The 13478-nt window shown below is 70.9% G+C and carries 6 protein-coding genes; 3 read left to right on the forward strand and 3 right to left on the reverse strand.

Features of this window, described 5'->3' with window-relative positions; all coding sequences use genetic code 11:
* Positions 1-67 precede the first annotated feature (67 nt).
* From AAFO60_RS07545 to AAFO60_RS07555, 3 genes are all read right to left on the reverse strand, one after another.
* Complete coding sequence (locus tag AAFO60_RS07545) at positions 68-1558, reverse strand: DEAD/DEAH box helicase (protein WP_347955548.1); 1491 nt, start codon at positions 1556-1558, stop codon at positions 68-70.
* Between the two features lie 302 nt (positions 1559-1860).
* The gene (gene aroQ / locus AAFO60_RS07550) at positions 1861-2307 is read right to left on the reverse strand and encodes a type II 3-dehydroquinate dehydratase (protein ID WP_347955549.1); all 447 of its coding nucleotides are present in this window, start codon (positions 2305-2307) and stop codon (positions 1861-1863) included.
* A 10-nt stretch (positions 2308-2317) separates the two neighbouring features.
* On the reverse strand, positions 2318-2719 hold the full coding sequence (locus AAFO60_RS07555; RefSeq protein ID WP_347955550.1) for an acyl-CoA thioesterase: 402 nt from the start codon (positions 2717-2719) through the stop codon (positions 2318-2320).
* Positions 2720-2909: 190 nt separating this feature from the next.
* Here AAFO60_RS07555 and AAFO60_RS07560 point away from each other — a divergent pair, with 190 nt between their 5' ends.
* The 3 genes from AAFO60_RS07560 (at position 2910) to AAFO60_RS07570 (ending at position 13125) form a co-directional block, all read left to right on the forward strand.
* Positions 2910-6236, forward strand: a complete 3327-nt coding sequence (locus tag AAFO60_RS07560) for an arabinosyltransferase domain-containing protein (RefSeq protein WP_347955551.1) — start codon at positions 2910-2912, stop codon at positions 6234-6236.
* 132 nt (positions 6237-6368) lie between these two features.
* Positions 6369-9701: an arabinosyltransferase domain-containing protein gene (locus tag AAFO60_RS07565; RefSeq protein WP_347955552.1), complete on the forward strand. Its 3333-nt coding sequence runs from the start codon at positions 6369-6371 to the stop codon at positions 9699-9701.
* 58 nt (positions 9702-9759) lie between these two features.
* Positions 9760-13125: an arabinosyltransferase domain-containing protein gene (locus tag AAFO60_RS07570; protein ID WP_432211696.1), complete on the forward strand. Its 3366-nt coding sequence runs from the start codon at positions 9760-9762 to the stop codon at positions 13123-13125.
* Positions 13126-13478 lie beyond the last annotated feature (353 nt).

The following is a 13478-nucleotide window of genomic DNA, read 5'->3' on the forward strand; positions in this document are numbered from 1 at the left end:
GGCCGACATCCCCTGACGACGACAGACCCCGCACCGAGGGTGCGGGGTCTGTCGTGATGCGATGCGGTCAGCTGCGCGGTGCGCCCGCCGGGCGGGCGGCCCGACGACGGCGGCGCGGAGCACCCGAGCCGGCGTCCGACGCCGAGCTGGAGGACGAGTAGACCGGCTTGGCGGCCGGACGCGAACCCTTGGCGTGCTCGCTCTGGCCCGACGCGGCACCGCCGCCGGAACGGCCGCGCCCCGCGGCGGAACCGCCGCGACGGCCACTGCCGCCGGCCCGCGGTGCACCCGAGCGGGCACCGCCCTGGCCGGAACGACGACGTCCCTGGCCCTGGCCGCCCTGCTTCTTGGGCTGCTGCTGCGGCGCCGCGACCACCGGCGCCTCGCGGTACGGGGCACGTTCTCCGACGAGCTCGTCGACGACGTCGGACTTTGCGGTCACCTGCTGGCCCGGCGCCTTGATGGCGGCCTTCTGCAGCAGCTTGCGCAGATCGCCCCACTGCTCGGGCAGGCAGATGGTGACGACGTCGCCCGCCGAGCCGGCGCGCGCAGTGCGGCCCGACCGGTGCAGGTAGGCCTTGTGCTCGGCCGGCGGATCCACGTGAACGACCAGCTCCACGCCGTCGACGTGGACGCCGCGTGCCGCGACGTCGGTCGCGACGAGGACCTTGGCGCCGTCGGGGGCGGCGAACGCGGCCAGGTTGCGGTCACGCTGCGCCTGCGACAGGTTGCCGTGCAGGTCGACGGCGGGGACGCCGTCGGCGGTCAGCTTCTTGGCGAGCTTCTTGGCCTGATGCTTGGTGCGGGTGAACAGGATGCGACGGCCGGTGCCCGACGCCAGCTCGTGGACCAGCGCGGTCTTCTCGGTGGTCGACGGCACCCGGAAGACGTGGTGGGTCATCTGCGCGACCGGCGAGGTGGCGTCCTCGAGCGAATGGGTGACGGGCGTGGTCAGGAAGCGCTTGACCAGCTTGTCGACCCCGTTGTCGAGGGTGGCCGAGAACAGCATCCGCTGGCCGCCGGTCGGGGTGGCGGCCAGGATGCGGGTGACGACCGGGAGGAAGCCCAGGTCGGCCATGTGATCGGCCTCGTCGAGGACGGTGATCTGGACGTCGTCGAGGCTGACGATGCGCTGCCGCATCAGGTCCTCCAGACGGCCCGGGCAGGCGACGACGATGTCGGCGCCCGCGCGCATCGCCGATTCCTGACGGCTCTGCTTGACGCCGCCGAAGACGGTGGTCACGCGCAGTCCGACGGCGGCGGCCAGGGGTTCCATCGCGGTGGCGATCTGGGTGGCGAGCTCACGCGTCGGCGACAGGACCAGTCCGGTGGGACGGCCCGGCTTGCGGCGCACGCCGGCCTCGGCCAACCGCGTGACCAGCGGCACCGAGAAGGCGAGGGTCTTGCCCGAACCGGTCTTACCGCGGCCGAGGACGTCGCGGCCGGCGAGGGTGTCGGGGAGCGTGCGCTCCTGGATGGGGAAGGGGGCGGCCTTGCCGTCGGCGGCGAGGGCGTCGGCGATGGGTGCGGGCACGCCGAGATCGGCGAAGGAGGTCATGATGAGATGCAGCCTTACGTGCAGGTGTCCGCGCACGGCAAAACATGCCGCGGGGCGGACCAGATGGCGAACACGCGCGGTTTCGCGTGCCGGTTCGCCGTATGAAAGTTCGACGCACCCGCGATCGTTCCGGGGTCTGCGTGGAGGCGTTCTACGACGCACGGCGCGGTTGCGCCGAATGGACGAACACGCCTCACGGCGCGCTCCGACTAGGCCAGTCTACGGCATCGACCGCGTAAAACCAGATCCAGAGACGACCGTCACGTTCGCCTGCGACGGTGACGGCGCCCGCCGCCGGCCGATCAGCGGTCGAGGAGGGCGGCCAGCCTGCGCACCGCGAACTCGTATCCCGCGATCCCGCAGCCGGCGATCACCGCGGCCGCGATCGGCGAGATGAAGGAGTGGTGCCGGAACTCCTCGCGGGCGTGCACGTTGCTGATGTGCACCTCGATGATCGGCACCTCCGGAATCACCAGGGCGTCGCGGAGCGCCACCGACGTGTGCGTCCAGCCGCCGGGATTGATGACGATGCCGCTCACCTCCCCGCGAGCGGCATGGATCGCGTCGATCATCACGCCCTCGTGGTTGGTCTGCAGCGATCGCACCGTCAGCCCGGCCTCGGCCGCGGTCCGCTCGGCCAGCACCACCACGTCGTCGAGGGTGTCTGCGCCGTAGACCTCCGGCTGCCGGATCCCGAGCGTGTTCAGGTTGGGACCGTTGAGGAGCAGGATCGGGAGGGCGACAGACATGCCGGCAATCCTACTTCCCGACCAGTCCGCGCAGGACCTGCGCGATCGACTCCGGCAGCGGCCGCGACTTCTCGGCGATCGCATCGACGTTCACGTACACCAGGATCACCTCGGCGACGGGCTCGCCCTCGCGGCTCATCGCGAACCGCAGCCGGAAGCTGGTGCGGCCCACCTCGACGCAGGTGACGTCGACGTCGACGAGGTCGTCGAACTTGGCCGGCCGAGAGAAGGTGATCTCTGCCTTGACCACCGACGGGTCGAGGCCGTCGGTCAGGAGCGTCGGATACGGATGCCCGATGGCCCGGAAGTACTCGGTCATCGCCACGTCGGCGAGCTCCAGGTAGCGGGCATTGAACAGATACGCCTGCGTATCGGTCTCGTGGTAGCGGATGCGGTGCTGGTAGACCTTCACCCCGGCCTCCTCACAGTCAGCGATCGGGTCGTCGGCGATGGGTTTCTCGCCTCCGAGAAGAGATTGTGCCCGACGACACCTTCAGTCCGACTCGTGGCACACCCCTCACCCTGCCGTCCGGGCGCCGGGCCGCGAGCACACCCTCGCCGCCACAAAGGGAGATACCCGACATGGCTTAGGATGACCTGCTGTGCCAGCATTCACCGTCCGACGCGCCCAGCTGATCGCGATCGTCACCGGCATCCTGGGCGTCGTGCTTGCGCTGGCGACTCCGTTGCTGCCGGTGAAGCAGACCGTCGCGCAGGTCGAATGGCCGCAGAACGGCGTCGTCGAGTCGGTGTCGGTCCCCCTGTTCTCCTACGTTCCGGTCGACCTGTCCGTCGACCTCCCGTGCCAGGCGGTCGACGCGCTGCCCGCGGGCAAGTCGGTGCTGTTGTCGACGACCTCGCCGTCCGCGCCGAAGGCCCCCGACCGCGGACTGTTCATCCGGGTGACCGGCTCCCAGCAGCCCAGCGTGGAGGTCGTCACCCGCAACATCCCGATCCTGTCGGCGCCGCTGGCACAGGTGCGGTCGGCCGACTGCCGGCAGATCCGGGTCCAGGCCACCGCGGACGAGGTCCGCGCCGAGTTCGTCGGTCTCACCGACTCCTCGGGCGACCCGCTGACCGCTGCCACCGGCGCGGCCAACGTCCCCGGCGGCGACCAGCGACCGCAGGTCACCGGACTGTTCACCCAGCTCAGCGGCCCGGCGTCGGCGTTGCCGGGCATCAACGCCCACCTGATGATCGATTCGCGGTACACCACCGCGCCGACCGTCACGAAGTGGCTGGCGATCGTCGTCGGCATCCTGTGCACGCTGATCGCGCTGCTCGCGCTGGCCCGGCTCGACGCGACCGACCGACGCGGCCACCGCCGGATCTTCCCGGCCCGCTGGTGGCGGCTGAATCCGCGCGACTACACCGTCATCGGACTGCTGCTGATCTGGCACATGATCGGCCCCAACACCTCCGACGACGGCTACCTGATGACAATGTCGCGGGTGGCGCAGAACAGCGACTACACCGCCAACTACTTCCGGTGGTTCGGTGCGCCGGAGTCGCCGTTCGGCTGGTACTACGAGGTCTTCGGGCTGCTCAGTCACGTCAGTGTCGCCAGCCCGTGGATGCGGCTGCCCGCGCTGGCGTGCGGGATCATCAGCTGGCTGATCATCAGCCACGAGGTGCTGCCCCGGATCGGGCGCGCCGCCCGCACCCGCGCCGCCGTGCCCTGGACGGCCGCAGCCGTCTTCCTGGTCGCCTGGTTCCCGTTCAACAACGGGCTGCGACCCGAGCCGATCATCTGCCTGGGCGCCCTGCTGACCTGGTGCTCGGTGGAACGGGCGATCGCGACCGGCCGATTGCTGCCGGCGGCGGTCGCCTGCACCGCAGGCGCCTTCAGCATCGCCGCCGGCCCCACCGGGGTGCTGGCCGTGGCCGCGCTGGTCGCCGGAGCGCGGCCGATGTTCCTGGCGCTGCGCCGGCGCGCGATCGAGGTCGACCGCCTCACCGGGCGCGGCCGGACGCTCGCCTACCTGGCACTGCTGGCGCCGATCGCGGCGGCGGGCACCTTCGTGATCTTCGTCGTCTTCTCCAAGCTGACGCTGCGCGCCTTCATGGACGCCTCGGCCATGAAGGCCGCGCTCGGACCGTCGCTGAACTGGTACAACGAGATCGACCGCTACTCGTCGCTGTTCGCATTCTCCGCCGACGGCTCCATCGCCCGCCGGTTCGCGGTGCTGGCGATGATGCTCGGCATGACGATCGCCGGGGCCGTCCTGATCCGCAAGTCCCGCATCCCCGGCACGGCGCTGGGTCCGGCGCGGCGGATCGTCGGGATCACCTTCGGTTCGCTGTTGTTCCTGATGTTCACACCGACCAAGTGGACCCACCACTTCGGCGTCTTCGCCGGACTCGCGGCCGCCCTGGCCGCGCTGGCGACCATCGCCGCGAGCGCGCAGTCGACGCATTCGCGGCGCAACCGCACGATCTTCGGTGCGCTGGTCCTGTTCGTCGCCGCGCTCGCCATGACCGCGCCGAACTCGTACTACTACGCGTCCGCCTGGGGCATGCCGTGGGGCGTGTACCAGGTGTCGATCGGTTCGACGCCGGTCGGCGACATCCTCCTGTACGCCTCGCTGGCCCTGCTGGCGCTGGCGCTCTGGTATCACTTCCGCGAACCGTTCACCGGGGCCGACCCGCATCCGACGCCGTCGGCGCGTCCGTCGCGCCTGCGGCGGGGCGTGGTCGGCACGGCTCGGTTCGTCTCCGCGGCACCGCTCGGACTGGTGGCCGGGGCGCTGGTGATCTTCCTGGTCGGGACGGCGGCGATGGCCGGCGTCCACCAGAGCGACTCCTTCTCGGTCCCGCGATCGAACCTCGCCGCGCTCGCAGGCAAGCCGTGCGCCATGGCCGACAAGGTGCTCGTCGAAACCGATCCGAGCCGCTTCCTGCTCACGCCCGTCGACGGCACGCTCGACGACCCGCTGGCCGGCTCCCCGACCCGTCCGCGCTCGGACTCCGACCGCGGTCCGACCACCGGTTTCACCCCGAACGGGATCCCCGACGAAGTGCCGACCAAGGCGTCCTCCGGTTCCCTCGGAGTGCTGGCCCGCGACGCCGCCTTCGACCCCGACCTGCTGATCGCCAACAGCGGCGGCACCGGTGGCGGAACGATCGCCCAGCCCGGCCGCAACGGCAGCCACGCCAAACTGCCCTTCGACCTCGACCCGGCCCGCACCCCCGTCCTGGGCAGCTACAACGCCGACGAACAGATGCCGTCCACGCTGACCTCCGGCTGGTACCGACTGCCGACGGACTACAAGCGGTACCCGCTCATCACGCTGTCGGCGGCAGGCATCTTCCCGCAGCAGAACCTGCAGTTGGAGTACACCGATCAGGCATTGACACCGGGGATCAAGGACGACGCGATCACCTCGACCGGGTCGATCCGGTTGATCGATCCGGGGCCGCGACCATCGTGGCGCAATGTCCGCATCGACACCGCTTCGCTGCCCGACCACCTGACCGCCGTCCGGATCGCGGCCACCGACTACGACCTGGCGGTCGATCACTTCATCGTCGTCACCCCGCCGCGGCTGCCGAAGCTGACCACCCTGCAGGAGACGGTCGGCAGCACCGACCCGACCCATGTGGACTGGACCTCGGGGCTGGTGGTCCCGTGCCAGCGGCCGTTCAACTTCCACGCCGGAGTCGCCGAGATCCCGAAGTGGCGAGTCCGTCCCGGCGCCGACCTCGCGGCCGTGAGCGCCTGGCAGGGCGCCCTCGGCGGCGGTCCGCTCGGTTGGCTGGAGGTCTCCCAGCGCGCCGACACCGTCGCCACCTATCTCAGCGGCGACATCGGCCGCGACTGGGGCGCACTGGAGCGCTACACCCCGTACGACGCGGCCGTCCCGGCGAAGATCGACTACAGCCGGCAGACCCGCAGCGGGCTGTGGACCCCGGCGCCGATTCGGTACTGACTCGGTGCTGACGCGGTTTCGGCACCGGCGACGATCCGGCAGCGCCTGCGCACCGGCGGCGGCCTGGAAACGTGACGGTCGCACGCGTGACGGTTGGGTCCAGCCACGCCGAGTCGACTAACGTCAGAGGGCGTGCCAGACCCGACACCCACTTCCGCCGAGGCCGTACCCGACCGTCGATCGAGCCCGCTGACGGCTCGAACCGCGAAGCTGGTCGCCGCGGTCGCCGGGTTGCTCGCGGTCTTGGCCGCGGTGGCGACTCCGCTGCTGCCGGTCACGACCACCGCGGCGACGATCTCGTGGCCGCAGGGGCAGAAGCTGAACCCCGACAATCCGTCGGTGATGGCCCCGCTGATCGCGCAGACGGCGCAGGGCATCGACATCACCGTCGACTGCCGGGTGCTCGCGCAGTCGCCGGCCAGGGGCACGATCCTGTCGACGATGCCGCCGGGCGCCCAGCGCGCCGCAGGCAAGGCGCTGGTGGTCTCGGCCACCGACAGCGCGGTGTCGGTCCTGTTCCGCAGCAATCTGGCGGCGACCGCCTCGCGCGCCGACCTGGCCGCGGGCAAGTGCACCTCGCTGCACATCTTCTCCTCGCCCGCCGCCACCGGCGCCGAGTTCGTCGGACTGGCCCCGGCCGGTCTCCTCGAACCGGATAAGCGCCCGCAGGTCGACGGCCTGTTCACGTCGCTGACCGCCGAGCAGGTCGCTGCGGCCGGCGACGGCATCCGCGCGCAGATCACCGTCGACAACCGGTTCGAGAGCCACGCGTCGATCATCAAGGTGATCGCGATGGTGATCGCGGTGCTGGCGACGCTGGCTGCCCTGTTCGCCCTGTGGTGTCTGGACCGTCTCGGCGGGTACAGCGGCACGCTCGCAGCTCGGACCGGCGCGTGGTCTGCTCGCCTGCGGTTGCGCGTCAGTGACGCGGTGGTCGCCGCGGTGCTGCTCGGCTGGACCGTCCTCGGGGCCGGCGCTCCGGACGACGGCTACATCCTCAACATGGGCCGGACCGCGGGCGAGGCCGGCTACATGTCGAACTACTACCGCTTCTACGGCATCGCCGAGGCGCCCTTCGACTGGTATTACAGCTTCCTAGCCCTGTGGGCCAAGGTCTCCCCCACCATCGTGTGGATGCACGTGCCGCAGCTGGTGGCGGGCATCGCGTCGTGGCTGCTGCTCTCGCGCGTCGTGCTGCCCCACCTGGGCCGGGCCGTCGCCGCCAACCCGTGGGCGACGTGGACCGCGGCGGCCGTGTTCCTGGCGTTCTGGCTGCCGCTGGACTCCGGTCTGCGCGGTGAGCCGATCATCGTCCTCGGGTCGCTGCTGACCTGGTGGGCCACCGAACTGGCCATCACCGGCAGACGCATGCTGCCCGCCGCGCTGGCCGCGACCACCGCCGGGATGACGCTGGCCCTCGCACCGCAGGGCGTGGTCGCCGTGGCGATCCTGCTGGTGGCCGCGCGGCCGATGCTGCACGTGCTCGTCGACCGTCGCCGGGAGGCCTCGTTGACGGCGCTGCTGGCGCCGATCCTCGCCGCCACGACCGTCGTGGCCGTCGTGGTCTTCCGCGACCAGACCGTCATGACGGTCCTGGAGTCGATGAAGGTCCGCTACCAGACCGGTCCCATCGTGCCGTGGCACCAGGAGTTCCTGCGGTACTACTTCCTGTCGGTCGGCACCCCGGACGGCGCGCTGGCTCGTCGCATCCCGGTGCTGCTGACCTTCGTCGCCGCCTTCGTGGTGGCCGCGGTCCTGCTCCGACGCGGAGCCATCAAGGGTGTCGCGACCGCCCCCGCGTGGCGTCTGATCGGCGCCTTCGGCGTCACCCTGCTGATGCTGTTCGCCACGCCGACCAAATGGACCATCCAGTTCGGCGTCCTCACCGGGTTGGGCGCCGCCCTCGCCGCACTGGCGGCGATCACCATCGCGCAGAGCAGCGCGCGGTCGCTGCGCAACCTGTCGGCCCTGACCGCGGGGCTGCTGTTCGCGCTCGCCGCGGCGTCGGCGGGCACCAATGCCTGGCCGTACGCCTACAACCTGGGCATTCCGTGGTTCAACATCGCGCCGGTGGTCGCGGGCGTCGAGGTCTCGACGATCCTGCTGGCGCTCGCCGTCGTCGCGGTCGCGATCACCCTGTGGCTGCACCTGCGCACCGATTACGTCGTCAACAAGGGCCTGGCCCACCATCCCGAGGGCGCGCCGGACTCGGCCGCCGACCGCCGTCGGATCGCGTTCGCGTCGACCCCGCTGATGGTGATCGCCGCCCTCATGGTGCTCGCGACCCTCCTCGCCTTCGGTCGCGCCGCGGTGATCCGCCAGCCGGCGATGACCGTCGCGAGCAACAACGTCGACGCGCTGACCGGCCACCCGTGCGCGATGGCCGACCAGGTGCTGGCCGAAGCCGACCCCAATGCGAACCTGCTGGTGCCCGCCGGCGGCGAATCCGCCTCCGCCGCGCTGGCCGGAACCGGGTCGGTCGGTTTCACCCCGAACGGCGTCCCCGACGACCTGACGCCCGACGCCCGCAGTGCCCGGGCCGGGCAGATGCACGTGGGAGGCTCCACTTCCAAGCCGTTCGCGATCATCGGCGGACTCGGCGCCGGGACCACCGGCGGCACGGGTCCGGAGACCGTCAACGGCTCCACCGCGCTGCTGCCCTTCGGCCTGAACCCGAAGACCACACCGGTGCTGGGCAGCTACGGCTACAACGCCAACGCCTACCTCACGACGGGGTGGTACCGACTTCCCGCCCGCGAGTCGTCGCCGCTGTTGGCGTTCGCCACGGCGGGTGCGGTGTCGACGATCGACGCCGACGGAATCCCGACCTTCGGCCAGAAGCTCGTGGTCCAGTTCGGCACCCGCGGCGCCGACGGTGCGTTCACCCGGGTCGGGCCGGAGGTGATCCCGATCGATCCCGGACCGGTGATCCCGAACCGTCCGTGGCGCAACCTGCGGGTGCCGATGACGGCGGTGCCGACGAAGGCCGATGTGATGCGCCTGGTGCTCGCCGACACCAACCTCGGCCCCATGCAGTTCATCGCGATCACCCCGCCGCGCGCACCCAAGCTGCAGACCCTGCAGGAGCTGGTCGGATCGACCGATCCGGTGCTGATCGACTTCCCGGTGGCGGCGCACTTCCCATGCCAGCGTCCGCTGGCGATCCGGCACGGCGTCGCCGAGGTCCCCGACTGGCGGATCCTGCCCGACTTCGTGACCGCGAACTCGCAGTCCAAGACGTGGATGGCCGCGAGCTCGGGCGGTCTGCTCGCCGTCAGCGAGGCCACCACCTCGCAGGTGACGGTGCCGACCTATCTGCGCGACGACTGGCACCAGGACTGGGGTTCGCTGGAGAAGCTGACCCAGCTGAGCCCGGGCGCCACGGCGGCCACCGTCCGCACCGAGCCGGTGCGGACCTGGGGCTGGTCGCGGCCAGGCGCGATCCGGGTGGAGCCGAGCAGATGAGCACTCCGAGCCGCCGCACCGGCGCATTGATCGAAGACGCGACGTGAACGAAGAGACGGTGACCGTGAACCCATCCCCTCGCCCCGAGGACGCGTCGTCCACCGGCCGCCTGCGGCTGTTGACGAGGAACGACTACCGCAACGCGAAGCTCGTCGCGGCGATCGCCGGTCTGCTCGGTTTCGTGCTGGCGGCGCTGACGCCGATCCTGCCGATCAACCAGAAGACCTCGGAGCTGCACTGGCCGCAGAACGACGCGGTCGCGAACGTCACCGCGCCGATGGTGTCGTTCGTGCCGACGTCGATGAACGCCTCGGTGCCGTGTTCGCTGGCCCGCGACCTGCCCGAAACCGGCGGCGTGCTGCTGTCCACGGTGCCCCGGCAGGGCAGACAGGCCACCGCGCGCGGGCTGTTCGTCCGGGCCACCGACACCACCCTGGCCATGATCGTCCGCGACGTGGTGCTGGTCTCGACCGACCGCGCGTCGGCGCAGAACAACCCGAGCTGCCGGTTCGTGATGAGCGGCGACGGTGACGGCGTCACCGCCTCCATCGAGGGCGTGCCCGCCGGCGAGACCACCTCGTACCGCACCGCCGACCCCGACATGCGGCCGCAGATCATCGGTGTCTTCACCGATCTGGCCGCCGACGTCCCGCGCGAGGGACTGTCGCTGAACGCCACCGTCGACACGCGATTCATCAACTCCCCCACCCCGCTGAAGCTGGCCGCGATCATCGTCGGCCTCATCGCGACGCTGCTGTCGCTGCTCGCACTGGGGCTGCTCGACGCGCGCGACGGCCGCGGCCACAAGCGTTTCCTGCCCGCGGGCTGGTTCACCATCCGCGGCCCGGACGTGGCCGTCATCGGCGTACTCCTGGTCTGGTGGCTGATCGGCGGCAACACCTCCGACGACGGCTACAACATCACCGTCGCCCGCATCACCGAGGAAGCCGGATACGCAGACAATTACTTCCGCTACTTCGGCGTTCCGCAGGATCCGTTCGGCTGGCACTTCCAGGTGCTGTCGTGGATGACGCAGCTCTCAGTGGCGACACCGTGGCTGCGGTTGCCGAGCCTGCTGCTCGGCCTGCTCGGCTGGTGGTTGATCAGCCGTGAAGTGCTGCCTCGTCTGGGCCGGGCGGTCCGCAACAGTCCGGCCGCCGTCTGGACCGGCGCGATGGTCTTCCTGGCCATCTGGATGCCGTACAACAACGGCATCCGGCCGGAGCCCGCCGAGGCCGTCGGCGCCCTGCTGACGTGGTGCTGCGTCGAGCGCGCCATCGCCACCCGCCGCCTGCTGCCGTATGCGATCGCCGCCATCGCGGCCGCCCTCACCCTGGCGTTGGCGCCGGGCGGTCTGATGGCCGCCGCCGCCCTCGTCGCCGGTCTGCGCGGCGTCGTCAAGGGCATCGTCGACCGTCGCGGACGCGACGGGCTGGTCCCGATGATCGCGCCGCTGCTGGCCGCGGGCACCGCCGTGCTCTACATGATCTTCTACGCGCAGGCGCTGGGGCCGCTGTTGGAGGGCAACCGCGTCGCGACCGAGGTCGGGCCGACCGAGCAGTGGTGGCAGGAGCCGGTGCGCTACTACTACCTGATCCTGCAGACCGGCGACGGCACCTTCCCGCGCCGCTTCGGCATCCTGATGATGATCCTCGCGTTGGTGATCGGCATCTTCCGGCTGGCCTCGCGTCATTCGCCGAACGGCATCGCCCGCGGCCCGATGTGGCGCCTCATCGCGGTGACGATCGGCACCATGTTCTTCACCTCGTTCACCCCCACCAAGTGGACCCACCACTTCGGCATCTACGCGGGCATCGGCGCCGCCCTGTGCGCGGCCGTCGTCGCGATGATGTCGCCCGCACTGCTGCGGTCGCGACGCAACCGGGCGTTCTTCGCCTCCGCGGTGCTGCTAGTGACGGCCGTGTCGGCGGCGGGCACCAACATGTGGTGGTACGTCGGCAGCTACGGCGTGCCGTGGTGGGACCGTCCGGTCTCCCTCGCCGGGATCAAGCTGAGCTGGATCGTGCTGCTCGGCGCGCTGCTCGCGGCGGCGCTGGGCCTCTGGTACCACTTCCGCGACGACTACGTCGACGAGGCGACCCGCACCGAGATGCACCGGACCGGGCTGTCGCGGCTCAAGGTGTCGCCGCTGCCGGTGATCGCCGGCCTGCTGGTGGTCTTCATGCTCGGCTCGTTCGTGAAGGGCGCCTGGGTGCAGCGCGACAGTTGGTCGTGGACCAAGTCGAACGTCCGGGCACTGCTCGGCGACGAATGCGGTCTGGCCAACGACGTCCTCGTCGAGGCCGATCCCAATGCTTCGATCCTGCGTCCGGCGGCGGTGGACGGCCGACCCGCACCGTCGGCGCGCACCGCGCTGGCCGGGCAGAACGTCGGCTTCACCGCCGACGGGATCCCGGCGGGCACGTACATCGATCCGCTGGAGGAGAAGTCGGGCGCCGATGAGGACACCGATCCGACGCTCGCTCCGCCGACCGCCGGCGGCGGCGCGGCCACTGCCACGACGCCCGACAACAACGGCACTTCAGACAGCGGCACCGCCGAGAACCCGAACGGTGCGGGCCAGGCCCTGACCGCCCCGGCGACCACGGTGCGGCTGCCCTTCGGCCTCAAGCCGGCCACCACTCCGATGCTGGGCAGTTACGGTGCGGCGGGCGTCAATTCGGTGACGACCGACTGGTACGACCTCGGCTTCGAGGCCGGGCGCGCACCCGCCGACAAGCCGCTGGTGTCGGTCGCCGCGGCCGGATCGATCGAGGCGATCAACGGTCTCGGCGCCGTGACGCCGGGCCGCAAGCTGACCGCCGAGTTCGGTCGGCGCGAGGCCGATGGGCGCGTGAGGCCGCTCGGCCACGCCCTGACGCCGGTCGATGCGATGGAGCAGCAGTACTGGCGCAACCTGCGCTTCGCGTTGAAGGACGCCCCGCCGCGCGCCGACGTCGTGCGGCTCAGGGTGGTCGACGACGCCGCCGCCGTCAACGAGTGGGTGGCGTTCACTCCGCCGCGCGTCCCGTCTCTACGGACGCTGAACGACGTGGTCGGACGCACCGCGCCGGTGCTCATCGACTGGATGCCGGGCCTGGTGTTCCCATGCCAGCGGCCGATCGCCGTCAGCTACGGCATCCTCGAGGTGCCCGACTGGCGCATCATGCCCGACGCCGACGCCACCAAGCGCAACAGCCAGACGTGGTCGGCGGGTGTGAACGGCGGTCCGCTCGGCATCACCGACGGCCTGCTGCACGGCACTCTGGTCCCGACCTACCTGCGGAACAACTGGGGCCGGGACTGGGGAGGCCTGGAGCGGTACACGATGGTCGTCGACGCCGAGCCCGCGGAGATGGTGCACGGCACGCACCGGGTCAGCGGCCTCTACAACCCGGCGCCGATGCGCTCGAAGGGCTACTGAGTCGGCCGGCCCCAGGCTGGTCGAGTAGACCGAGGCGCCAGCCGGGCCCACAGGCTGGTCGAGTAGACCGAGGCGCCAGCCGGGCCCACAGGCTGGTCGAGTAGACCGAGGCGCCAGCCGGGCCCACAGGCTGGTCGAGTAGACCGAGGCGCCAGCCGGGCCCATAGGCTGGTCGAGTAGGCCGAGGCGCCAGCCGGGCCCATAGGTTGGTCGAGTAGTCCGAGGCGCTAGCCGAGGACGTATCGAGACCCCCGCACAAGGCCTCGATACGCACCCTCCGCTTCGCTCCGGCCGCTACTCGACCACCCTGCAGAGCAGCCCCCACAGGCTGGTCGAGTAGGCCGAGGCGCCAG

Source organism: Gordonia aichiensis, assembly GCF_039946255.1.
Classification (GTDB): Bacteria; Actinomycetota; Actinomycetes; order Mycobacteriales; family Mycobacteriaceae; genus Gordonia; species Gordonia aichiensis_A.